The sequence below is a fragment of the Candidatus Schekmanbacteria bacterium RIFCSPLOWO2_02_FULL_38_14 genome, assembly GCA_001790855.1.
GTDB lineage: Bacteria > Schekmanbacteria > GWA2-38-11 > GWA2-38-11 > GWA2-38-11 > 2-02-FULL-38-14-A.
This window is the reverse complement of sequence record MGDH01000037.1, coordinates 16,134-41,048: the sequence shown is the minus strand read 5'-3', so window position 1 is coordinate 41,048 and position 24,915 is coordinate 16,134. Positions and strand designations below refer to the sequence as shown.

The 24,915-nt window shown below is 33.0% G+C and carries 20 protein-coding genes and 1 pseudogene; 14 read left to right on the top strand and 7 right to left on the bottom strand.

The window, feature by feature from the left end; translation table 11 throughout:
• From A3H37_07600 to A3H37_07590, 3 genes and pseudogenes are all read right to left on the bottom strand, one after another.
• Positions 1-182: pseudogene (locus A3H37_07600) on the bottom strand (hypothetical protein).
• A gap of 1 nt (position 183) precedes the next feature.
• Positions 184-753, bottom strand: a complete 570-nt coding sequence (locus A3H37_07595; GenBank protein ID OGL48479.1) for a hypothetical protein — start codon at positions 751-753, stop codon at positions 184-186.
• 14 nt (positions 754-767) lie between these two features.
• The gene (locus A3H37_07590) at positions 768-2,147 is read right to left on the bottom strand and encodes a hypothetical protein (GenBank protein ID OGL48478.1); all 1,380 of its coding nucleotides are present in this window, start codon (positions 2,145-2,147) and stop codon (positions 768-770) included.
• 190 nt (positions 2,148-2,337) lie between these two features.
• Between A3H37_07590 and A3H37_07585 the strand changes: the two genes are divergently transcribed.
• Entirely contained in the window at positions 2,338-3,435 is a 1,098-nt protein-coding gene (locus A3H37_07585; protein ID OGL48477.1) for a hypothetical protein, read from the top strand.
• Positions 3,436-3,585: 150 nt separating this feature from the next.
• On the opposite strand, the gene A3H37_07580 is transcribed toward A3H37_07585, so the two are convergent.
• Genes A3H37_07580 through A3H37_07565 form a run of 4 tightly spaced genes read right to left on the bottom strand, consistent with a single transcriptional unit; the run spans position 3,586 to position 8,046 of the window.
• Positions 3,586-4,671, bottom strand: a complete 1,086-nt coding sequence (locus A3H37_07580) for a hypothetical protein (GenBank protein ID OGL48476.1) — start codon at positions 4,669-4,671, stop codon at positions 3,586-3,588.
• An 11-nt stretch (positions 4,672-4,682) separates the two neighbouring features.
• On the bottom strand, positions 4,683-5,423 hold the full coding sequence (locus tag A3H37_07575; protein OGL48475.1) for a hypothetical protein: 741 nt from the start codon (positions 5,421-5,423) through the stop codon (positions 4,683-4,685).
• A 12-nt stretch (positions 5,424-5,435) separates the two neighbouring features.
• The gene (locus A3H37_07570; GenBank protein ID OGL48474.1) at positions 5,436-7,340 is read right to left on the bottom strand and encodes a hypothetical protein; all 1,905 of its coding nucleotides are present in this window, start codon (positions 7,338-7,340) and stop codon (positions 5,436-5,438) included.
• Complete coding sequence (locus A3H37_07565; protein OGL48473.1) at positions 7,324-8,046, bottom strand: glycosyl transferase; 723 nt, start codon at positions 8,044-8,046, stop codon at positions 7,324-7,326. Before A3H37_07565 ends, A3H37_07570 begins: the two co-directional genes overlap by 17 nt.
• A 154-nt stretch (positions 8,047-8,200) precedes the next feature.
• Between A3H37_07565 and A3H37_07560 the strand changes: the two genes are divergently transcribed.
• The 13 genes from A3H37_07560 (at position 8,201) to A3H37_07500 (ending at position 24,813) form a co-directional block, all read left to right on the top strand.
• A complete protein-coding gene (locus A3H37_07560) occupies positions 8,201-8,680 on the top strand; it encodes a hypothetical protein (protein OGL48472.1) in 480 nt (159 codons plus the stop codon).
• Positions 8,681-8,704: 24 nt separating this feature from the next.
• The gene (locus tag A3H37_07555; GenBank protein OGL48471.1) at positions 8,705-10,021 is read left to right on the top strand and encodes a hypothetical protein; all 1,317 of its coding nucleotides are present in this window, start codon (positions 8,705-8,707) and stop codon (positions 10,019-10,021) included.
• Positions 10,022-10,058: 37 nt separating this feature from the next.
• The gene (locus A3H37_07550) at positions 10,059-11,942 is read left to right on the top strand and encodes a hypothetical protein (GenBank protein ID OGL48470.1); all 1,884 of its coding nucleotides are present in this window, start codon (positions 10,059-10,061) and stop codon (positions 11,940-11,942) included.
• A 135-nt stretch (positions 11,943-12,077) separates the two neighbouring features.
• Positions 12,078-12,869, top strand: coding sequence for a hypothetical protein (locus A3H37_07545; GenBank protein ID OGL48469.1), 792 nt, complete (start codon positions 12,078-12,080; stop codon positions 12,867-12,869).
• 10 nt (positions 12,870-12,879) lie between these two features.
• Positions 12,880-13,905 carry a hypothetical protein gene (locus A3H37_07540; GenBank protein ID OGL48468.1) on the top strand — a complete coding sequence of 342 codons (1,026 nt, stop codon included), beginning with the start codon at positions 12,880-12,882 and terminating at the stop codon, positions 13,903-13,905.
• A gap of 2 nt (positions 13,906-13,907) precedes the next feature.
• Positions 13,908-15,287, top strand: a complete 1,380-nt coding sequence (locus A3H37_07535) for a hypothetical protein (GenBank protein ID OGL48467.1) — start codon at positions 13,908-13,910, stop codon at positions 15,285-15,287.
• A gap of 1 nt (position 15,288) precedes the next feature.
• Entirely contained in the window at positions 15,289-16,470 is a 1,182-nt protein-coding gene (locus tag A3H37_07530) for a hypothetical protein (protein OGL48466.1), read from the top strand.
• Positions 16,467-17,645, top strand: coding sequence for a hypothetical protein (locus tag A3H37_07525; protein OGL48465.1), 1,179 nt, complete (start codon positions 16,467-16,469; stop codon positions 17,643-17,645). Before A3H37_07530 ends, A3H37_07525 begins: the two co-directional genes overlap by 4 nt.
• A 205-nt stretch (positions 17,646-17,850) precedes the next feature.
• Complete coding sequence (locus A3H37_07520) at positions 17,851-19,281, top strand: hypothetical protein (GenBank protein ID OGL48464.1); 1,431 nt, start codon at positions 17,851-17,853, stop codon at positions 19,279-19,281.
• Positions 19,274-20,899: a hypothetical protein gene (locus tag A3H37_07515; GenBank protein OGL48463.1), complete on the top strand. Its 1,626-nt coding sequence runs from the start codon at positions 19,274-19,276 to the stop codon at positions 20,897-20,899. The genes A3H37_07520 and A3H37_07515 overlap by 8 nt, the downstream gene beginning before the upstream one ends.
• Positions 20,900-20,934: 35 nt before the next feature.
• On the top strand, positions 20,935-21,447 hold the full coding sequence (locus tag A3H37_07510) for a hypothetical protein (protein ID OGL48462.1): 513 nt from the start codon (positions 20,935-20,937) through the stop codon (positions 21,445-21,447).
• Complete coding sequence (locus A3H37_07505; protein ID OGL48461.1) at positions 21,428-23,359, top strand: hypothetical protein; 1,932 nt, start codon at positions 21,428-21,430, stop codon at positions 23,357-23,359. Before A3H37_07510 ends, A3H37_07505 begins: the two co-directional genes overlap by 20 nt.
• Before the next feature lie 107 nt (positions 23,360-23,466).
• The gene (locus A3H37_07500; protein OGL48460.1) at positions 23,467-24,813 is read left to right on the top strand and encodes a hypothetical protein; all 1,347 of its coding nucleotides are present in this window, start codon (positions 23,467-23,469) and stop codon (positions 24,811-24,813) included.
• Positions 24,814-24,915: the final 102 nt, after the last annotated feature.

The window sequence follows — 24,915 nt, the reverse complement described above, 5'->3', positions numbered from 1 at the left end:
GCCATACGCCCTGATGGTACAGAGATTGCATATTTTGTTCCTATATATTGAGCAAATTTTTTCTCAAACTCATCAATTTCCTTGCCAGCGATGACTTTCCCTTTCAAAAAAGATTCAATAATTTTAAAAAAAATCTTTCCATTCAGATAGAGTCTGTGCCTTGGTATTTTAAGAAACGGCATGTTATTTTTCAAAAATTCCTATAAAATCACGTCCCAAAAACTCAATTCTTTTGGCTCCAAATTTTTCGTATAATTCTCTTAACTCATCCGGATTGAATCTTTTGTTTGATGAATGAACGCCAGGGTTTGTAGAGCGCTTTGCAATTGATGATATTATCGGGTTTCTTGATGATGCAAGGTTTATTGCAGATTCAGCTATAATAAGTTTTTTCTTAGCACTTTTAAGGGCTTTTGAGATTATTTCCTCATGGTATGGGTATAGTTGGTAGAGGGCTCTTGCAATTAAGATACATTCTGTTTCCGGAAAAGGTTTATTCCTTATATCAACTAATTCCACATTGATTCCTTTTTTCCTCGCTTTTTTCACAAAGGTTGGAATTATTTCATATCCTAAATACTTATTGCCAGAAAGGAAATGAGTAATATAGCAATCTCCACAGCAGATATCTAAAAGTTCCATTTTGCCTATCTCATTGGCTATCTTTCCATAAAATGGGATATAATATTTCCCATAGATTAACCGCATTATCAGTTTATATGTAAAAGGATGCCAATAGACTATGCTTCTCATAAAAGACTTGTAGTTTAAATTGAGTTTTTAATCCATCTGATTTTTCCTGAAGCCTCTGTCATGATTTCTTTGATATAAATTATAGTCATTTTTTTATTTAAAATTTTTTCCAAATCGTTTTTGATTTTTTGTTCAATTGATTCCGGAATATCAGAATTTTTTACTAAATTAAGAATATATATATCGTTCTGCGATTTTAAAAGCTGGAAAAAAGATATTTCTTTAATTGACTGGAAGTAATCCAGAAAAAAGAAGGTTGTATAAAGTTTTCCATCAACATAAATAGCGTCATCAGATCTTCCTTCAACATGAGACATTAAAGAAAATTTTCTTTTGCATGAGCAATTATTTTCTATTTTTCTTGCTAAATCTCCTGTGTCATATCTTATCAGGGGTGTTGCATAGTTGGTAAGGCTTGTTACAACCAAGTTTGCAAGTTCTCCACTCTTTGCTGGTTTGTTGTCTTTGATAAACTCTACATAATTTGAAAAAGGTAGGATGTGGTTACCTTGATGTGTTTCACACTCATGTGAAACAATCCCTAATTCATGGCTTCCATAGCAATCAAACACATTGGCTTTAAAAGCTTTTTTTAGTTTTTCCCTTATTTTATTTGTTACAGGCGTTTCATCGACTTCAATAGCTCTTATTCCATTTATGGAAATGTTTTCTTTTAAAAAATAATTTGCCAAAATTTCCCAGTACACAGGATTTCCTTCAAGAAGTTGAGGTTTATGGTTTAATAGTTTTTCTGTTATACTTTTAAGTTTAACTTCTTCGATAAAAGTACCATTTTCAACAGGCGAGAGAAGTATTTTCCTGTGGCAAAAAAGATATACTATGTCTCTGATTAATGAGTATGGTTCAGAATTTAAACCATCTTTGGCAAATTTTCCTTTATAGTCTCCGTGCGCTTTATTTCTTACTGTTGCAATCTTATCCCCCAGTTGCCAGCCATCTAAATAGTAAGAATAGAGAAGGTCAGCATATTGAAGGTTGTAGCCAGCAAAATCAATATATATTGCCAGAGGCTTGCCAGTTGTTCCAGAGGATTGAACCAGAGAGCAGTTTTTTTTAGCAATATTTTTTGCAAGACATTTATCAGGAAAGTTTTCCTTTAATTCATTTTTAGTAGTAATTGGAAGAATGAGCATATCTGATGGTTTTTGAATGTCTTCAGGTTTGATTTTCGCTCTATTCCATTTTTCTTTGTACAGAGGAACGTTTTCATAGGAATGGATTAAAAGCTTTTTTATTTTTTTCCACTGGATTTTTTCGATCTCTTCTCTTGATTTATACTGGTTATCCAAAAGAAACTGGAATTTATCCCATGCATCAAACTCAGAGAAAGTTCCTAAAAATTTATAACCAGAAACTATTAGTTTGTTGTACACTGACATCTTCTTATTGCTTTTAAACTGTTTGTTTTTATTGGCAAGATTAAAACGATTACCTCAAATTTTCGTCTCTCATTCACCTATCTTTAATGAAATATCCCTGTTTGTCAATTTAATATAAGCCCTCATTTTCTTTTATCTTGACAAGAACAAAAAATTATTTGAGGTTAGTATTCGGGAGGAAATATTGAAAATAGCAAATCTTCTTTCGATTTTCTATCAAACCTTAAATATTAAATTAACCCGGTTGTTCGGAACTGCTCCGAGGGGTCCTCTTGTAATATTTCTGGCTTTAACTGAAAAATGCAATTTGAAATGTAAAATCTGTAATATTGGAAGAGATGGTCAGGGCAAGGGGAAAAGCGAATTAAGCAAAGAGAAAATTTTTGTTTTTCTGTCTGATGCTGCATCAATGGGAGTAAAAATAATCGCCCTCTGGGGAGGGGAACCTCTTCTAAATAAAGATTTAGAAGAAGTTGTTAATGAAATTCACAGACTTAAAATGTCTACCTATCTTGTTACAAATGGATATCTGCTTAATGAAAGCAAAGTTTCAGAACTTGTCAGATGCAAGATTAACTCTGTTTCTGTGTCAATTGATGATCCTTTTGCTGAAACACATGATGAAATAAGAGGGATAAAAGGGGCTTTTGAAAAGATATGCAAAGGGGTCCGGATGTTAAAAGAAAAGGGTGGTGATGAGATAAAGGTTGGGATTAATATGGTTGTAAGCAGAGAGAACTACAAAGAGATTTTAAAGATGCTTGATTTGGCAATTTCACTTAAGGCTGAATGGGTTAAATTCCTGCCTGTGCATTTTGGTTATCCATATAATCACAGGGAGTTTGGGGACAAGGAATTGATGCCAACAGAAGAGCAGATTGATGAGATACACAGAAGCATGAAGGAGTTGCAAAGAGAGGTTAAGAAAAACGGATTATATACAAACTCTGAAGTCTATTTGGATACCTTCAGGGAATTTTTTAGAGGAGAATATGTTTTGAAAAATTGTTATGCTGGATATTTGTGCTGTAATGTTGACAGCTTTGGGGATGTGACCCAGTGTTCTTTGGACCCGAGGATTGCAGGGAATATCAGGGAAAAATCATTCAGAAAGATATGGAAGTCAGAAAAGTTTAAAGCAATAAGAAACGATCATAATCAGAAATTATGCGGGCATTGCTGGGTGTCCTGTTTTGCTGAGCTATCTCTGAGGATTTCTTTAAAATATTCTTTGGCGAACATTAAAAGGGTGTTGAGGGAAGTGTCGTATCTGAAGACTTAGATACTAAAATTCCAAATTTCAACACCAAAATACAAATAAGCTCTAAATTTCAATTCTCAAATTAATCAAACTCATATACAGAACATTAGAACTTTATTTTTTTGGAATTTGTGATTTGGGAATTGATATGTTTACAGCTAACTATCTTTGTTAAAATCCAAAGATATCTCTTATCCTCGGATAAACTGTGTATTTGAAAAAGCTTGCTGGCGGGAAAACAAGCCTTGGTCTGATATAACAGCTCGAAAGAAGTTCTCTGCAGTAACTACAGGTTCTCATTTCTTGTATCAGTCTTTTATATTCTTTGGAGAAGATTATTTCTTTCAGAGTGTGGTTGTTTATATTAAAAATTTCTTTTTGATAGTTATGGTATTTATGTACTCCGTGACATGGGGAAACACTTCCGTCTTCAAGAATATTAACATAAAAAGAAGGGACAAGGCACGGGTCATTAAATAATTCAAATTCAGAAGAAGTATTATCATTTATTTTTGACTCAAAAAATATTTCTATGAATTTTAAAAACCTGTCTTTATGTAATTCAGAGTAGCATTTCAAGAATACTTTTAGTTTTTCAAGGAATTCATCTGTGATTTCAAAATCATCAATATAATTTTCCTTTACAACAGGAAAGTCCTCAAAGGCAGTCAACCTCTGTTCTACATTCAGTGAATCGCACAGCTTCATTAATTCCATCTGGTCATCTATATTCCATGGGGCAACCATGCTGGAACAAGTAATTTTAATATTTGGAGCATAATTTTTCAGATTATTTATTGCCATTATGGCATTGGAAAAGGCTTTTTCATTTTCCCGATATTTTGTATGAGTGGCTTCCATTCCATCCAAGCTGACTGAGATTTCGCTGATTCCTGTTTTTGCGAGTTTCTGGGCTTTCTCCTCATTGAGGAGGAAACCGTTGCTGACCATATGGACATAGGGAATTTTCTTTGCTGCGTATTCTATTCTCTCTTCAATCTTATCAACAAGAAGAGGTTCTCCACCGCTAATGTACAGGTATATGGTTCCCATTCCTTCCAAATCATCAACTGCCATTTTGAATTTATCTTCTGATAGGGTCTTTGAAGCGATATTAAAATCCTGATAACAGAATTTGCATCTGAAGTTACATTTGTTTGTAATCCAGATATTGCATATAAGAGGAAAGGGTTTGCTCTTTATTGTAGCATTAAAGCACCATTTTAATATATTTGATAAAACTTTTGGTGAAAGCATTTTGCTTTGTGTTATTCTTGAGCTTTAGATTTACTGTTGTTGTATCTTTTTACTACTTTTCTGAATTTTATTAGCTTAAGAAAATATTTAACACTATCAGAGAAGTAATTAACAGAAGAAAGGGATTCAGATTTTTTTATAAAAAGAGCTGGTATTTCAATAATTTTTAAATTTTCATAATAAGAGATAACCATAATTTCTGTGTCCCAGAACCAGTGGTTATCAACGGTTTTATCCAGCACAGGGAGGATTTTTTCTCTGTTAAAAAACTTGCATCCTGTTTCTGTGTCTTTTAAAGGAGTCTTACATATCAGTTTCACAAGCCACCCATATCCCTTGCTCATTATCCATCTGTAATTCAATTTTAGCTTGTAAATTCTATGAATGGTTGCAACATCGAACCCTTCTTCAATCTTCAGAATACAGGGGATTATATTATAGACAGGCACCTCAAGATCAATATCTATAAATCCTACCACACTTCCTTTAGCCATCTTTATCCCGTCTCTTACAGTTCCTCCTCTTCCTTGATTTTTATCATGGCAAAATAACTTAAAATCTTTATTCTGGTTTGTAAATTTTTTTGCAATTTCTACAGTTTTATCCCTGCTCTTATCATCAATAAGAATAACTTCATATAAGAACTTAAAAGTATCCAGTAAAAGTTTTATCTCTTTTAGACTTTCTTCAAGGATTGGCTCTTCATTATAAAGAGGTATAACAAGACTTAATTCTAAAGAATTTTGCTCCATTAAAATGATTCCTTAATTTTTATAACTGTTATATATTAATAGAGACTTTGGAGGTTTTTCAATACAAATAAACCCAATAGGATCATCCAGAAATTTTTTTTCTTTAATTTTTACAGCAGGTTTTGTTTTAAAATATTTCATCCAGTGATATGAAAGAATTATTCCATTGTCTTTACTTTTTATATCTTTTAATTCAATTAAATTATAATCAGCAGAACTTTTACCTTCACCTTCAATAAAAAAAGAAGGCTTTCTGGGAATTTCACAGATGTAGAAACGGTCTATCTTTTTGACAGGAACAAAGTATTCAGGGTAAGACTCAAAGAAATCCTTTGAAGGCTTTGACCAATAAATAACCCATTTTATATTATAGAGGTCTAAATAGGGCTTTAAGCTATCTAATGTAAAGTTTTGGATGGGTCTTTTAAAAAGCAATCCATTAAAATAGCTTACGAAAGAATCCTTTGTAGGGTTATATCCATAATCATTTCCTATAAACTCTCTCTTCATATATAAAGGAAAAATAAGTGGAAGATGAGTTCCGTAATATTGATGGTCGCTTTCCCAATCAGAATTTTCAATTAAAATTCTTCCTTCGCTTGTTGTATTTTTTTCAATCCATTTCATAAGTTCTTCTACCTTATCCGGAATTTTTGTCATAAACCTGAAATCTTTTTTTATATAAAGGTGATAATAGGGCTTTGCTAAAAAAATCATAGTTAAACAGGTTATTACCAATACAAAAATTATCTTCATCATATTTGATTTATTTTCCATGAACAATTCATAGAGTTTATTTACTCCTTTGCTTGCTGGTAATACTAAAAATAAGTTCATCATAATAGTATATCGCATAGGAGTAAGCGTTTCTGTAAAATGCCACTGCCCTCCGTAGTAAGAAAAAAGGAAGAGAAATATTGTAGTTCCAATAAAAACATACCCTTTTGTTTTTTCTCCCTCTTTTAACCAGTTATAAATCCCTAATATTCCGAAAAGCATCAACCCGATGTCTACTAATGCTGACTTCTGGAAAGGTATATTCTTGAACAAATTAAAATAAACTGATTGGTTAAGGTATGTTTTAATAGGTTGAAAAATATCGTAGCTTACATATGGAGTCCAGATTTGATTTATAAACATACCATCAAAAAAATTTATGAACGGTATAGCCCAAGGGCTGTTTATTAGAAAAACAATAACAATGGATAGACAAACCAATCCATGGGTTTTTAAGCTTATTTTAGGAAAGAATGTAATATAAAGGATTAGCAGGGGAGCAACTAAATTTATGCATGCGAATATGTGAATCCATAAGGCAGATGAAAACACCAGAATAAATCCTAAAAAGGTTAGAAAACTTTTTTCTTTTAAAAATCTGTAAAAAACTGAACTTGTTAGAAGAGATAGGTAACACACAAATATATATGAGACTGTACCCCAGTACAGGAAATCTACGCAAATAGAAATATGTGAGAAAATAGTCCCCAAAAAAGAGCATAATATACTTTCCTTGTATGTTAAGGCAAAATTGCGAGCTGAAAAATAGCATAAAAATGGAATTGAGAGGATGGCAAGAATAAAATATAGTTTGAAGGATACAGCTTCTGGAAGAAAGAAGAATATATAGGTGAATAATCCCCAACCGTTGTTATCAATAGTAATTATAGTAGGGGTGGGTGTTCCTGCCCTTTGATAGGGATCATATCCCCATTGGCGACCAAATTTTCTCATAAAGTAATTCTGTTTTACTGAATCTCCATAATGGACTCCATAATCATCAGTAAAAATTGGAGAGTCAGTAACCCATTCAGAAAATGGAAGATAGCAGGAGAGAAATCCGAGCTGAAGCAAAAATAATAAGAATAAAAAAATAAGTATTTTATTAGTAGAAACCATTAATTTATAAGTTTTTGTCAAAAAGGGAAGATATCCGGTAATGAAATATTAGGGCAATCATCCGCAACCCAAGGAGAAAAGCGGTTACTTTATTCCCTGTTACAGATGATTTACCAACTCTTTTTCCGTAATTCAATGGGATTTCAATAAATCTAAGTCTATTTATTATTATCAGAAGCATAAGTTCCGGACCAAAATGAGAACCACCAATTGTAAATTTATTTTTTATCTTTTCATAAACTTCTCTGGATATTAATTTATAGGTACATCCTACATCGGTTAGTTGTGTGGTGTTAAAGAAAAACTCTATGAGTTTTGCAACGAGAATATTTCCGATTCTTAACATATGCCTCATGTTTGCTCCTTCCCAGATCATTATGCTTGTTGTGCGGGTACCAAAGACTGCATCAAAATCTTCAGAATAGGCTAAGAGTTTCACTATATCTTTACCGCAAAAAGTTCCATCAGGTTCTGATATTACGAAAAGATCTCCGGTTGATTCCATGAATCCTCTTTGGATTGCGTAGCCATAGCCCTGCTTCTCTTCAAAAATTTGGATTGCCTTAGTTTTTCCTACCTCCTCTTTTGTTCCTTTAGCAGCATTGTTGTTTACCACTATGACTTCATCCACATAACCTGTGTTATAAAAGTCATCAATAACTTGGCGGATGGAATCTTTTTCATTATAGGTAGGTAGTATTACTGAGACTTTTTTACCTTTCCACAAATGGCAATCTCCAGTTTTAAATTTTAATTTTATTCGGAAAATTATACAATTTCTCAATATTAAATCCACTAAAAAAGTCAAGATGCTGATTAATCCTTTACAACCTCAAGCAGATATACTATAAACTTCAACCAAAAGACTCTGAATCCTGTGTATGAAAGAACTATCCTTTGCAAACAGACAGAAGTTGAAATTTTTTATACCCTTTCTTAAGCCCCACTACAAAATAATAGACCTTGGATGTGGCAGTATGTGGCTTACTAATTATTTAAGGAATTTAGGCTATGACTGTGTTGGATTTGATGAAAGTTCTCCTGCAGATATAGTTGGCAATGTAAAGACTTATAATTTCAAAGAAGATTCTTTTGATGCAGTATTTGCCTTAGAGATTATTGAACATATAGATTGTACAAAGGAGATTAAAAGGATATTAAAGCCTGAGGGAATCCTGATGGTTTCAACTCCTGTCCCATATATGGATAGTTTATTACAAATCGGTGAACATCTTTCTATTTTTCAAAAAAGGACATCTCCTCATTCTAATTTAATTTATCTTGAGGAAATCCCTTTGAAGTTGATAAAGAAAAAGAATCTTTTTGGGATTGTTCAATGCGGGGTTTTCCAGAAAAATTAAATTGATATGAAAATATAAACTATTATGGAAATTGCGATCATTGGAGGTGGGGTTGCAGGTCTGACGGCAGCCTACAGATTATCAAAGGATGGGGTTAGTGTTACTCTGTTCGAGAGAGATAAAGTTCTTGGAGGTCTAGCAGGAGTTGTAAAAATAGATAATTTTCTAATAGAGAAATACTATCATCATATTTTTACTACTGATTTTGAAATAATAAATCTCATAGATGAAATAGGCTTAAAAGATAAACTCATGTGGCTTGAAAGCCGGATGGGACTTTTTTATGAAAACAAAATCCATGCTTTTGGGACTCCAGGAGAACTTTTTAGATTCAAGCATCTTTCTTTTCTTGATAAACTCCGCTTTGGCGCAACTGTTTTGTTCTTGAAAAATTATAATAATTGGCGGGAACTGGAAAAAACAACAGCTATAGAATGGATGAGGAAGTATGCAGGAGAAAATGTATGTAAAGTTATATGGGAGCCTCTTTTGGTTGCTAAGTTTGGAAAAAATTATCAGAAAGCTTCAATGTCTTGGCTTTGGGGAAAAATAAAACTGAGAGGAAGTTCCAGATCAAAAGGAGGAAAAAAGGAAAGGCTTGGATATCTTTTGGGCAGTTTCGGGTTATTGATAGATAAGTTAGAAAATGAAATTATTTCAATGAGTGGTACAGTCAAAAAGGAAGAAAAAATTGTAAGGATAGATGCTACAGATGGCAATAAGGTATTTATAAAAACTGATAAAGGTGAATATGAATTTGACAAAGCTGTAAGTACTGTTGCTTATCCAGTCCTGATTAGAATTGCTCCTCAGTTATCTGAGGAATATAAGAAAAAAATAAATCAGGTTGAATATGCGAGCACTGTATGTGTGATATTGATTTTGAAAAACTCTTTTACATACAATTACTGGGAAAACATAAGTGATAATTCTATCCCATTTGGTGGGATTATAGAACATACCAATTTTATAAGGCCCAGTGCTTACAACAATAAGAATATCCTTTATATATCTAATTATCTATACAGGGATGAGTGGCTGTATAAGTGTAGTGATAAAGAATTAATAGAGGAATATTCAAAACATCTTAAAAAGATGAATCCAAATTTTTCTGAAGAATGGATAGAGCAATTTTTCATTTTTCGTGATGAATTTGCGCAGCCTATTGTGACAATAAATTATTCACAAACCCTCCCGAATTTTGAAACTCCGATAAAAAACCTCTTTACAGCAACTATGGCTCAGATTTATCCTGAAGATAGAGGAATGAACTATAGTGTGAAATTGGGAAACCAGATTGCTGATATAGTTCTTAAAATAGAACCTATACAACCTGCCTGAACATTTATCTGAATATGTTGACAAGGGGTTATAAAGATTGATTGGAATAGAAAGCCAAAACCGATTTTTGAAATCAGTTAAAACACCTGTAATTTTAGCAGTAATTACTTTAAACTCAATATTGCTTAATAGCTATCGCTATGATTACAATATTTACCTCTCATTAATTTCAGCAAAAAAAGACCTTTTACTTTTTCAGCGCGATATATTTGTCCAGACACTTTTAAAGCATGAGATTGGATGGTTCTGGAAAATAGCTTATTTATTATCTGAGTATTTATCTAAAGAAAGGACATTTTTCCTGCTGCACCTTGTAACACTTTATTTTACAATTTATGGAATATATTCTTTAAGCCTTACCCTTTTTAAAAAACCTCTTGTTGGTTACATATCGGTCATCCTTTTTTCTATTGGGATTAGGCAATGGATTGTTGATGCCCCGCAAATTTATTATTTTTTTGTGCACCACAGCTCTTTTTCGCTACCCTTCTTAATTTTTGCTATTAATTATTTCATAAGAAAAAAATATGTTCCGGCACTTTTCCTTACAGGAATAGTTGTAAATTTTCAACTCATGTATGCATTCTTTGTTTCATTTATTTTTCTCTTATATCTTTTTTTGAATATAAAAAAGGTCGGAGTGAAAACCTTATGTTTGTCGCTATCAGCATTTATTATTCCGGCAGTTCCAGGATTAATTCCAATTTTTGGAAATTTTGGGAAAATGGAAGTCGGGAAAGAGTGGTACGATGTTGTAAAATGGACTCTCTGGATTCATATCTACCCGTCTAAATGGGGTTTTGACATGTTCAGAAATTTTTTTATATTCCTCATTGCCTTTATAATATCATTTAAAGTTTCTCCTTTTTCTGAGGATAAGAAAACAATAAAAACGTTTTTTTTAGGGATATTGCTTCTTTGCGCAGCAGGAACAATTTTTTCGGAGTATAAGCCTATACCTACAATAATGCAGCTTCATTTATGGCGTAGCACATGGATTTATTTTATAATAGCCTTATGCTTTATCTCCAATTTTCTGGTTTCATCTTTTAATGAAAATATATGGAGGAAGTTTGGTGTTATTGGGACCGGACTTGTCATCACGAGCTATGTGACCACAAAGTTTAATAGCCCTAGATGCTATTATGAAACTCCGTACTGGCTTCTTCCTCTTTTTTTACTTTTTATAATTGCCTATGATTCAAGGATAGATTTAGGAAAATTCCGTTTTATGATTCAGGCGCTGGTTTGTTCAGTAAGCGGGGCTGTATTAGTGAGTACTATATTTTCAAGATTTAGAAACTCTTTTTTTGATATAGGGAGAGAAAGGCTTGCAATTTTCATTGCCTGTCTGTTTTTCCTTTTTATAATAGCAGTGACAGAGAAATATTTAAAAACAGAAAACAAAAAAAGCTTATTAATAATTTTTGCCCTGATATTTGCACTTATTATTAATTTCGCAATAATTTATGAGAGAAAAGGATTTTCAGTCTATTTTAGAGGATATGATGAAAAAAATGTGAATCCCTGGATTGATATTCAGCTTTATGCTAAAAATAATACTGATAAGAATTCTCTTTTTGTTGTGCCACCGTATACGGCAAATCCTGATTTCAGAATGTTTTCCGAAAGGGCAAGCTTTGGAGATTGGATAGATGGAGGTCTTACAATATTTTTTGGTAATGATTACGGAAAAAAATGGCTTGAGAGGATGAGGGATTTGGGTTTAAGCGGTGAGACTAATTTTGATGTTGGACTTGTTAGAGAAAGAGAAGAATATAATTCGATTAATGAAGATAAACTTTTAAATGTGGCAAAAAAATATAATGCAAATTATGCTGTGTTTGAAAAACCGAAAGAACTTTCCTTGCCTCTTGTATATGAGAACAGGAAATATCGCCTTTATGCTTTAAAACGGTGATACTATTTCTGGTGAATTTATATTTGTAAAAGGTAAAAAAGATGATGGGATATACATCAGGTCAGGAGACCTGATGCTATCCGGGGTAGTGGCAGGTCTCCTGACCTGCCTTTTTAAAAGAAAGCAAAGGAATTGATGACTAAAACCCCTTCTTCTGAAGTCTATTCAAAAGAATATTTTTTAAGCGACCGCTGCGATGGCTATAAAGAATTTCTGAATAATAAAAGTTTATCTTATATCAAAAAAAAGCAGCTAAAGATTCTTTCTCCTAAAGAAGGAGAGATGATTCTTGACATAGGATGTGGTAGAGGTGAGGTTCTTTACCATTGTGCAGAAAAAGGCGCTGTTGTATTTGGTATTGATTACTCAAAAGATGCTTTGGAAATATCAAAAGAGACTTTAAGTAACGTTAAAAAATCTTGTCTGTGCTGTTCTCTTGCAAGTCCTATTCCTTTTAAATCTGACATGTTCGATAAAATACTTATTGGTGATGTAATTGAACATTTGACTCCGGAAGATACAGAAAATTGTATTAAAGAAATCTCACGGATATTGAAAAAAGATGGGTTTGTTTTAATCCATACAAGCCCAAATATATATTTTAAAAAAATTGTATTGCCACTGATGGAATATTTCTTAGGAATTATCGGGAAAAAGAATCTTTTAGGCGAAATCAGTCGCCATATTGCCCAAGACAATGTTCATATAAATGAATACAATCCGTTCCGGTTTAAAAAACTTGTTAAATCTTCAACTTTAAGGTTCAATATGTGGCTTGATAAGGATATTCTAAGAGAGGGAGAGAGCAGGTTTACACAGGAGTTTGTTAAATCTCCGTTTACAAGGCTTATCTCAAAAGTGCTTTCCATGAAACCTTTCATCTATATTTTTTCCAATGACTTTTGGGCAAAGGGAATAAAGGACTAAAGGCTTAATAATGGATACTCCATTAGTTTCTGTGATAGTTTTGAACTGGAATGGAAAAAGCTTGATAGAAGATTGCTTAAACTCTTTGATTAAGCAGATTTATAAAAGAACTGAAATAATTTTAGTTGATAACGGGTCAACTGATGGCTCTGTTGAGTTAATCAAAAGTAAATTTAGGGATAGAGTAAAACTAATAGAGAACGAAAAAAACTTAGGGTTTTCTGGAGGAAATAACAGAGGGATAAGAGCATCAAGGGGAGATTATATTCTGCTTTTAAACAATGATGCTGTAGCGGATGAAAAATGGATTGAAGAGTTGATAAAAGTTGTTGAAAAAGATAACAGGATAGGGATGTGCGCTTCAAAGGTGTTATCTTATGAGAACAAGGATATTATTGATAATGTGGGGCATTTAATATACAGAGATGGATTAAATAGAGGTAAGGGAAGGCTGGAAAAAGACAGGGGGCAATATGACAATAGGGAAGAGGTATTTTTCCCGAGCGGATGTGCAGCCTTATATAGAAAAAAGATGTTAGATGAAATAGGTCTTTTTGATGAAGATTTTTTTGCTTACGGTGATGATACTGATATTGGAATAAAGGGAAGACTGGCAGGGTGGAGATGTATTTATGTTCCCTCTGCTGTTGTTTACCACCGTTATTCAGGGTCAAGTAGTGCGTACTCTAAACTAAAAGCCTTCTATGTTGAAAGAAACAGAGTCTGGATTGCAATAAAATATTTTCCTTCAAAGATGCTTCTTGTTAGCCCCTTTTATACTTTTATAAGGTTTTTATTTCAAGCCTATGGAGCATTAACCAGAAAAGGAGCTTCAGGCAAATTTGTTGAAGAAAATTCGAAAATTGAGCTTTTAAAAATTCTTTTTAGTGCATACTTTGCTGCAATTAAGGGGATTGGGATGATGCTTAAGAAGAGAAAAAAGATAAGATTGTTAAAAAAAGTTTCTGATGCTGAAATCTATAGGTGGTTTGAACAGTTTGGAATATCTGCAAGAGAAATTGCTCTCAAAGAGTAAATATGAAAATACTGTTAATTAATCCTCCCCCAAGAAAAATCACAAATGAAAGTGTAGTAGTCCCACCACTTGGTTTGGCATATCTTGCAGCAGTTTTAGAAAAAGCTAATTTTGATGTTAAAATTCTGGATGCCTTTGCTCTTCAGCTTTCATGGAATGATTTTGAAGTAGCGGTTAAGCATGAACGCTCTGATTTAGTAGGAATTAGCGGAATGAGTCCTGTAATTGACACTACATTCAGAGCGGCAAAGATTTGCAAAAAGTATTCTAAATATATTGTCATGGGCGGACCTCATGTTTCTATTTTTAAGGATGAAGTTTTTAATCAATGCCCTGAGGTAGATTTTGCAATATATGGAGAGGGAGAAATTGCTTTTTTGGAATTTATTAAAAGGCTTGATGAAAATACTGATTTTAAAAATGTCAGAGGATTAATCAGCAGAGATAGAGTAAACCCTCCGCAGGAGTTGATAGAGAATTTAGACTCAATTCCCTTCCCTGCAAGGCATCTTTTACCAAACAGTTCCTATAAATATGTTCTCTCTGTCAAAGAAAATGTTACAACCATGTTTACTTCAAGGGGTTGTCCTTATAAATGCATATTCTGTGACAAGTCTGTCTTTGGGTCAAAATGGAGAAGCAGGAGTCCGGAGAATATTTTGGATGAAATAGAGAAGATAATAAAAGATATAAAGGTTGATTCAATAATTTTTTATGATGACCTGTTCACCCTGAAAAAAGAAAGAGTTTTAAAATTCTGTGAAGAGATTTTGAAAAGGAGGATTAAAATCGACTGGAAATGTGAGGGAAGGGCTGACCTTGTTGATGAAGAGATGCTTTCTCTGATGAAAAGGGCAGGATGTTCGATGATTGCCTATGGTGTAGAAAGTGGCAATGAAAAAGGGCTTGAGTATTTGAATAAAAAAACCCACCTTGAAGATATCAGAAAAGCCTTCAAGCTCACACATAAAGCAGGTATCAGAACAATGGCATATTTTATTTTAGGAATCCCTAATGAGACTTATAACGATGAACTTAAGACAATAGAATTTGCAAAGGAGTTAAACCCGACTTATGCTCAGTTCAGCGCTTTATCGCCTTACTACGGAACATGGATATATGAGGAGGCAAAAAGGAGAGGCTGGTACAGGGAAATAAATGCCCAGAACCCGGTTGATAAGGATTTAAAAAAGCCTGTGGTGATTTCTGAAAATTGGGATGAGGAGAAAATAAAAAAAATAATAAAAGTAGCACACCAAAAATTTTACATGAAACCTTCCTATATTATCAAAAAACTTTTTGAAATCAAAACGTTCACTCAATTTTTCAATATGGCAAAAACCGGAACAAGTCTCTTTTTGTGGTATTTTAAAAAGAAGTAAAATGTCCTATCGCTATAAAACAATAGACCTTCCTGTTAAAATTTTTATTGTCCTGTTAGACTTTTTGGGTGGTATTATTTTTTATCCAATAGAGCTTTTCAGAAAAAAGTATGATTCAGAAACTATCAAAAAAGTTCTGGTTGTAAGGCTTGACGGAGTTGGAGATGTTGTCCTGTCAACAGCAGCATTCAGAGAAATAAGAAAGTATTTCAAAAATGCACATATAACACTTTTAATCAGTTCATGGGCAAAGGATATTGTTGAAGGCTCAAAAGATTTTGATGATGTGATTGTATTTGATTATTTCTTTTTCAAAACCTTCAGAACTCAAAAATCAAACCTCTTAAAAGGCATAATTGAAGTTTTTAAAATAATCAAAAGACTGAGAAAAGAGAAATTTGACCTTGCAATAGATTTAAGAGGGGATATTTTTACAATCATATTTTCTTTTTTATCAGGAGCAAAATTCTGCTTTGGATTGGCAGACGGAGGAGGCGGATTTCTTCTTACCCATCCTGTATGGCTAAAGCAAGGACCTGTAAGTACAGTTGAAAGGACCTTAAGAGTATGCAAAGAGCTTGGAATAACTTCTCCAAGTCCTGAGCTTGAAATTAAAACAGATTGTGAAAACGAGGAAAAGATAAAAATGCTGCTCCGAAAACAAGGGGTTGAAGAAGAAGATAGAGTAATCACAATTTCCCCAATCTCTCTGTTTAGGTGGAAATCATGGCCCAAAGAAAAATTTTCAAAGTTGATTAAGGAACTAATAAATTTCACTAAAACAAAAATCATTCTGGTTGGCTTTTCTTCAGAAAAAGAGGAAATTGATGAAATAATCTCAATGGCAGGAGGAGGAATTAACTTGGCTGGAAAACTTGATCTTTTAGAGCTTGCAAGCTTGCTTGCCTTCTCAAGCCTCTATATCGGTAATGACAGCGGACCAACCCATATAGCCTTTGCTGTAAAGACACCAATGATTCAGCTTTTTGGACCCGGAGAGCCTGAAATTTTCGGGCACTTTGATGACAAAAGTATTCTCATAATGAATGATGACTGCCCGTACAGACCCTGTACCCAGAGAAAATGCAAAAATGAAAAGGAGTGGTGCATGGATAAGATAGAAGTCAGTGAGGTCTTGGATTCCGCAAAGAAACTGCTTTTTGCAGATGGAAAAAACACATGAAAATAAATCAGATGAAAGCCATAGATAAATGGCTTGGAATACCTATTTGTATCCTATTGACTCTCTTTAACAAAATCTGGATTTTTCCAAAATTTAGAAAAAGAAAAGATAAAGTTAAAAAGATTTTAGTGATGAAGTACTTTGGAATAGGAAGCATACTCTTAGCTACTCCTGCTTTCAGGGCACTAAGGAAATCATTCCCTGATGCCAATATTACTTTCTTGACCTTCTCGAGCAATGAAGAGATTTGCAATATCTTGAAAATTGCTGATGACTACATCTATCTGCCAACAAAAGATTTCTCCGCCTTCTTCTTCCGAACACTTAGAGCCTTATGGAAGATTAGAAAAGAACAATTTGATATATCTGTAGACATGGAATTTTTTTCAAAGTTTTCTACTATAATAAACTATTTAAGCAGTGCACAAAGAAGGGTCGGGTTTTACTCAAGGCAGATGTGGAGAGGAGACTTACTGACTGACCATATTTATTATAATCACCACAGGCATATTATTGATATTTTCCTTGCTCTGTTCTCACCCCTTGGCATTGAGTCAAATGATAAGGAAATTGATAAAATCAAACCATCAGATAGAGAGAAAAAATACATCAAGGAATTACTAAAATCAGAAGGTTTTACTGAAAATAATTTAATTATTGGTGTTAACATCAACTCCAGTGATATGTGTTATGAAAGGAGATGGCCTGAGGAAAACTTTAGAAAATTGATATCAGAATTAATAAATTCTCATAATGCAAAAATCATCATGATAGGAGGTGAGGAAGATAAAGATTATGTGGAGAAAACAGTCAAGGAACTTAATTTTAAAGATAGCATATTAAATCTGGCAGGAAAATTAAACCTTGCCGGATTGATAGCACTGCTTGATGAAATCAAACTGTTTATAACGAATGATAGCGGGCCTTTCCACCTCGCTGTTTCTCTGGGAACACCTACAGTTTCTTTTTTTGGTCCTGAAACTCCATCATTATATGGACATTACTCTTCAGATGATAAACATATTATCTTTTACAAAGGTATTTATTGTAGTCCATGTTTGAGTGTCTATAATGTTAAAACAGCAGTTTGTAATGGTGATAACCAATGTTTAAAAAAGATTACCTTTAAAGAAGTATATGAAACAATTGTAAAAAAATACCTTTGTCATGAATGAAACAAAAGCTACCATGTGCAACCTTTGTAATTCAGAAAAGATAGATATTTTATACTTTAAAAATAACTTTTATGTAGCAAACAATTTATTTTATGGGTTCGTTTTTATGAATCCACAATCACAAGAGAATTAAATCATAAATTTCTGAATAAAAACATTCTTTTGCGAACAGGAGAAATGTTAGTTTTTGCCCGTGTAATCTAAAATGGTAAAAGTAGCATTTATACAGAATATAGCATATGAATACTTAGGGTTAATGTATCTATCCTCTATCCTAAAAGAGAGAGGACATGAAGTTGAAGTATTTATTGGGAATGGGAATAAAAAAATGTTAGAGCAAGTAATTGAATACAACCCATCAGTTGTCGGATTTTCATGTTCCACAGGATTGCATAAGTGGTCTCTTAGCTTTGCAAAAGAGATAAAAAAATCAGTTAACGCTTTTATTCTCTTCGGTGGACCTCATCCAACATTTTTCCCTGAAATAATAAATGAACCTGAAATAGATGGCGTCTGTATTGGCGAAGGTGAGTTTTCTTTACTTGAACTCTCTGCAAACTTATCTGATGGCAAAGATGTTTCTGCCATAAAAAATTTCTGGTTCAAGTCACCTGATGGAAAGATTATAAAGAATGAACCAAGACCTCTTATAGAAGATTTAGACCGGCAACCATTTCCTGACAGAGATTTATATTATAGTAAATATCCTTTTCTTAATAAATCACAAAAGGCTTTCATTACAGCCCGCGGATGCCCGTTTAACTGTTCTTTCTGCTATAATCACTCGCTAAAGAAAATATATGCAGGTAAGGGAAAATATGTCAGACGGAGAAGTGTAGGAAATGTAATCACAGAAATAAAGGAAGTAAGTAGTAAATATATTCTTAAAACTGTATATATTATGGATGATACATTCACTTTTGATAAAGATTGGATTAGAGAATTTTTCTCTGAATATAAAAAAGAAATAAACCTTCCTCTCATTTGCCTTATAAGGGCTGATATGTTTGATGAAGATATAGCAAAGTGGCTGAAGGCAGCCAACTGCATAAGAGTTTTTTTCGGAATCGAGTCAGGAGATGAAGGGTTGAGAAATAACCTGCTCTCTAAAGGGGTAACAGATGAAGAAATAATGATTACTGCAGAATTGCTCAAAAAATATAAAATTCCTTTCAGAACATATAATATGATGGGGCTGCCCGGCGAAACTCTTGAGCAGGCTTTTAAGACTATTGACATAAACACAAGGATTAAAACAGATTATCCCTGGTGTTCAATTTTTCAGCCTTACCCTAAGACAGTTTTGGGAGAATTTGCCATAACTATGGGATATTTTGATAAGAATATTGACTTATCTGAATCCTCATTTTTTAAAAAAAGCTTCCTCAAATCTGAATCAAGCAGAGAGCTTGAGAATCTGCAGAAATTATTTTTCTGGGCTGTTAAATTTTCTTCCTTAAAAGTTTTCATAAAGAAAATTATTAAATTCCCTTCTAATTTTATTTTTGATATATTATTTCTAATCAGTTATGGATATTGTTATTTTAAAAGTGAAAATGTCTCTATTAAGGAACTCATTGTAATAGGAGTTAATAATATCAAACGCTTTTTTTTCTCTTCATCAAAGCATGTCTAAACATTTTAGATATATTTTACTTTTAATCCTGTTTATCGAGGCCATCTTCTTCCTTTGGGAAAACTATAACCATACAGGCACCTTCAACCTGCCCACAGATGACGGTTATATATATCTAAATTATATAAAAAATGCTGCTTCAGGGCACTTTTTTGAATATAACATTGGGGAAAAAAGTGCTGGGGTGACAGGCTTCTTATGGTATGTAATCCTAACTCCAGTATTTTTTATTTCCAGATTTTTTTTCTACAATATTTATAAAGCTCTCCTCTTCTCCAATTATTTAGTTGGCATTTCGCTTCTTGCTTTATCTTTATATTTTCTTTTAAAACTCTCAGAATTTCTATTTGAATCTCAATATGTATCTTTAATATGTGGGATATTATTTCTTCTTAATTCCAAGTTAATATGGGGTGCTGTAAGTGGTATGGAAGTACCGCTAACAGCCTTCATGATACTGCTTGCAGCCCATACTTTTTTCAAAGAATATGATGAAGGAATATTGAGATTCAGCCCTTTTGCTTTTGGGTTATGTGGATGGGCAAGGGAAGAGCTGTATATCTTCCCGACAATGGCTATGATTTTTCTATCTCTTGAACATTTTGGTCTGATATCAAAGGTTTTTGATAGCAAAAGAACTTTGATTAAACCAAAAGAACTAATGAGATTCGCCCTTATAACAATATCAACAGCGGTTATACCTCTAATTATCTATTGGTATTTTACAGGACTTCTTTTCCCAACACCCTATTACATATATGTTGGACCAGGATATGACTTTGCAAACCTATGGAAAAGATACTTAGCAATTGCAGACCAGCTTGATTCATACCATATCTTCTTATACCTCTTTGCTACTATTGGGATAATCTTTGCTATTGCTAAGAAAGCTAAACCATTTCAAAATTTCTTTTGGGCAACTACAGTTTTTGCATTTTTCACATGGAAGGCTTTCAAGTCAATCTATCTTGGATGGGTCTTCAGGTATATCACTCCTTATGACCCAATAATCTCAATAGGTGCTGGCTTCGGATTATTTTTCTTAGTAGAATCAGTTTATAAAAATTTGACAAAAGATATTAAGTCCCATAATCATTTGATCTGTATTAAAGGAATTATAATCCTGCCATTTTTATTTCTTTTTTGTTATTTCTGTTTGAATTTTTTTAATTTTGCACGGAATGAATATCCATTACATATACAAAACGTAAATGATGCTCACGTTTCTGTTGCGGAATGGATTTCAAAGAATCTTCCCCCAGAAACAGTTATAACCTCAGATCCTATTGGAGCAACAAAGCTTTTTTCTGGAAGAAAAACTATAGATACAGTTGGGCTAACCACTCATGAAATGATTGGTCATAGTCCAGGGGTTAAAACAGATTTGAGGTATTGGATATATCTCATTGAATATATGAAGTTCAAAAAGTCTAATTATTTGCTCTACTCGAGGAAAAACTTTATTAATGACACTCCATTCCCTTTCTTAAGGCTTGTTCACTCTTTTCTAGTCCCAAATGATATAAGTACTAATGGAGCTCCTTTTGAAATCTATCAAGTTGACTGGTTAATTTATAATAAGACTATGGAAAATTTTCTATCACAAATTCCAAAATAAATTAATTGAAGAAGGCTAACATTTGAGGCTTCTATTTGAAAGATTTTATAAAAAAAGCAATTCGGTTATCATCAGAAAAAGATAATTTTTTATATAATTTAATAATAATAGGCTCAGGATTTGTATTGGGAATCTATTTCCTTCTGGTTTTCGTCTATAATTTCCCAATTCAATTCAAACCTTATAAAAATGAACTTGATGTAGTTGGGTTAACAAATCTTTATGGTTACCCAAAGCAAAAGGAGATTTTCTATTATATTTTAAGTTTGATTCTTATAAGTTCAGTCGGAGTTCTTACATGGCTTTCATGGATTTTTTATTCATCTTTCATATCAAAATATTTCAAAATTTCTCTTGAAAAGATTTTATGCATTTCATCTATTGATTTTTTACCCTCTTTTCTTGCACTGTATTGGATAATTATATATAAAAAAGAAATTAACTTTTCATTGGTGTTTTTAGCTTTTATAATTTTCTTTATAAAATTGTTTAATTTCTTTTTATTGAAAAAAGGCTATGTTTCTACAAATGAAGACATTTCAAAATAATAATTTTTCAAAAATAATCTGGAATTTTATCGACTATATCCTATTACCAGTTCTTATTTTCTTTTACACTCCAACACCTTTTAAAAATTTTATAATACCATGGGATGATGGACAATTCTCTGCAGTAGTAAATGAACTTATGAGAGGCAAAATTCTATATAAGGATGTTTGGATTCCCTACCCCCCTTTGCAGATTTATCCCCTTTTTTTTACCTTCAAGATTTTTGGCGCAACTATATTAATTCAGAAGATATATTTTTATTTACTGGGAGGACTTGGAAAGATACTTGGTTATCTTACTGCAAGATCACTTTTGAAAAATAGGTTTTTTGTGATATTTTTTTCAATAATTTTACTCTCTCAGTTTTTATTTAATCATATCAGAGTATCATTAGGGCTTATAATTCTTTTGATAATTTTTAAATTTTTAGAGAAGAAGAAATACTTCTGGATTTTCTCTACAGGCATCTTTCTTGGTATCGCATTCTTATTTTCACAAGAAACAACTCTTTGTGCCTTGGCCGGAGCATTTGGCTCATTATTAGTTTTCTCTCTGTCTGATGAATTTCCAAAAAAAGTTTTTCTAAAATCCTCCCTTTTAATGTTTTCAGGGATAGTTATTTTCCCATCATTATTTTTTCTTTATTTCTATTCTGTAGGAGCCTTAAAACCTTTTTTTGAGGTTTTGATAAAATACCCCATCTATGTATCTTCCGGATTCCAGGGATTACCTTTTCCTGTTATTGATATTTCTAACAGTATTTTTTCAGTCAGAGAACTTTTATCCCTGATAACAGATACCTTGTTTCTCTTTTATCTTCCAATTGGAATTTATATATTAACTTTAATTTACTTAGTTATCTCAGGGATACAAAAAAAATTTAATACAGAAAAAATAAAGATCCTGTTTGTTCTTATCTTTGGGATTCTCGCTTTCAGAACTGCTCTGGGAAGATCAGATATTCATCATCTGTTCTTTTCCATATCTCCGGCTATATTAATCAGTATTTATTTCATGGAAAGACTTTTCATCAGGGCAAAGGATCTTTTACACATTAAAAGCTTAAAGCCCGTTATGAAATTTGAGGTTGTTTTTATGATACTTTTGCTGATTATGTTCTTAGTTTATTTTATGAAGGTTTTTAACCTTAAAAACTTTTTTGAGGAAGAAAGGTTAATTAATTATTGGATAACAAAAACAAATGTAAATGAAGAAGGTTTAGCAACACTAAACTTGAAAAGGGGAGGAGGTGTCAGGACACTAACTGAGCAGGCAAACCATTTTGAAAAGGTAATTTCATATATTTCTAAAAAGACGGATTATAATGAACCTGTCTTTATCTTTCCCCAGCAGGCTGTATATTATTTTCTGGCTGACAGAGTTAATCCCACGAGATACTGCTTGGGTTATCTTGCAATTACAAAAAAGATGAGGGAAGAAGCAATAAGAGATTTAATTCAGAATGGTACAAAAAAGATTATTTATGAACTTGACCAGGAAATAGATGGAATATCAGGTGAGGAATATAGCCCTGAATTGAGCGAATACATTTTTGAAAATTATACTATAATGGACAAGATAGATAATACATTAATATTAAGGCCATTCAATGTTAATGAAAGAAGAGAACCTTTCAAATCTTTGATTTCAACATTCTTAATAAGAGGATACAGCTTACAGAGGCAAGGACCACTTTATATAAAACTCTATTATGAAGAAATAGAAAAGTTTCAGAAACTTGTGCAGAACTTTCCTTCAAATATTAATTATCATAATTATTTTGCAATTCTTTGTACTATAGGAAAGAACTATGAAATGGCACGGAAAGAGTGGGAAGAGTGTTTAAAACTTGACCCAAGCTTTAATCCTGCAAAGGAAAATCTTAAACAACTTGAGATTTTTAAAAAATAGAAAAGAGGTAATGAATTGTGAATCCAAAAATATTGTTTATTAATCCACCATTGACCATAATGGAGCGCTATGGATTAAAGTATCAAAGTGGGGGTCAAACACCTCCTTTGGGTCTGACAAATTTGGCTGCAAGCCTGAGAGAAAGGGGATTTGATGTTAAAATCCTTGACGGAGCAGCTCTTTCTTTGAGTTGCGAGGAAGTAGCACAACTGACTATAAAGAAAAATCCTGATTTTGTAGGGCTAACTGCCGTGACATCAAGCATTGGAAATACATCAAAAGTTGCTTCTTTGATTAAAGAACACCTTAATAAGGTCAAAATAATAATCGGCGGTCCTCATTTTACTGCAATTCCTGAAAAGACATTACAACTCTACCCCCAGTTTGATATTGGTTGCTTTGGAGAGAGCGATTATACTATATCAGAACTCATATCATCCCTTACAGCAGGAAAGGATTTAAGACAGGTAAAGGGACTTTTTTTAAGGGAAAATGGAAATCTTCTATTTACCGGCTTAAGGGAGCGTGTCAGGGATTTAGATAACCTTCCATTTCCTGCATGGGATCTCCTGCCTAATTTAGCAAAATATTATTGTCCTCCTGTCCATACCTTAAAAAAAATCCCAGCTTCTATGCTGGTTACATCAAGGGGTTGTCCCGGACAATGTATTTTTTGTGACAGGAGTATGTTCGGAAATAATGTAAGCTTTTATTCCGCTTCTTATGTTATGGCAATGATAAAAAACCTTTATCAAAATTATGGAATTAGAGAGATTCAATTCAGAGATGATAACTTCGTTGCAATAAAAAAGAGACTCATGGAATTATGTAATTTATTAATAACGGAGAAACTGGATATAGTTTGGACCTGCATGGGAAGGGCAGATATGATAAACCCTGAGATGCTCAATATGATGAAGAGAGCCGGCTGCTGGCAGATCTGGTACGGGATTGAGAGTGGCTCACAGAAAGTACTTGATGTAATAAATAAAAAAATCACATTGGAGGAGATTAAAAAGGCTGTGTTAGAAACAGAAAAAGCAGGCATAGAGCCCTGTGCTACCTTTATTATTGGTCATCCCACCGAAACTGAAGATAGCATCAATGCAACCATAAAGTTTTCCCTCTCCCTTCCTTTAAAAGAAGCCCATTTTAGTTTTATGACCCCCTTCCCTGGTTCTCTTTTGTATGAGAAAGCAGGTGAGTTTGGTACCTTCAACAACGACTGGAAAATGCTTTCTGGCTGGTTTCCGGTCTTTGTCCCCAAAGAGTTAACAGAGGATAAGCTGGTTTTTTTTAACAAACAGGCATTCAGGAAATTCTATTTCAGACCAAGAATTGTGTTATCTTATCTGAAGAAGATAAAAACACTTACTCATCTAAGAATTTATTTAAATGGTTTTCTCGCACTTTTAGAATTCTTAATAAAAGGGCGGGAAAGCAATAGAATGTAACCTGATTTTTTATGTTGAAAAGTCTCTTTGAGCTGGACCTTCAAAAGCTTGAGGCTTCAAAATAGGATATCAAAACAGAAAATGAAAGAGTATGTACCATGT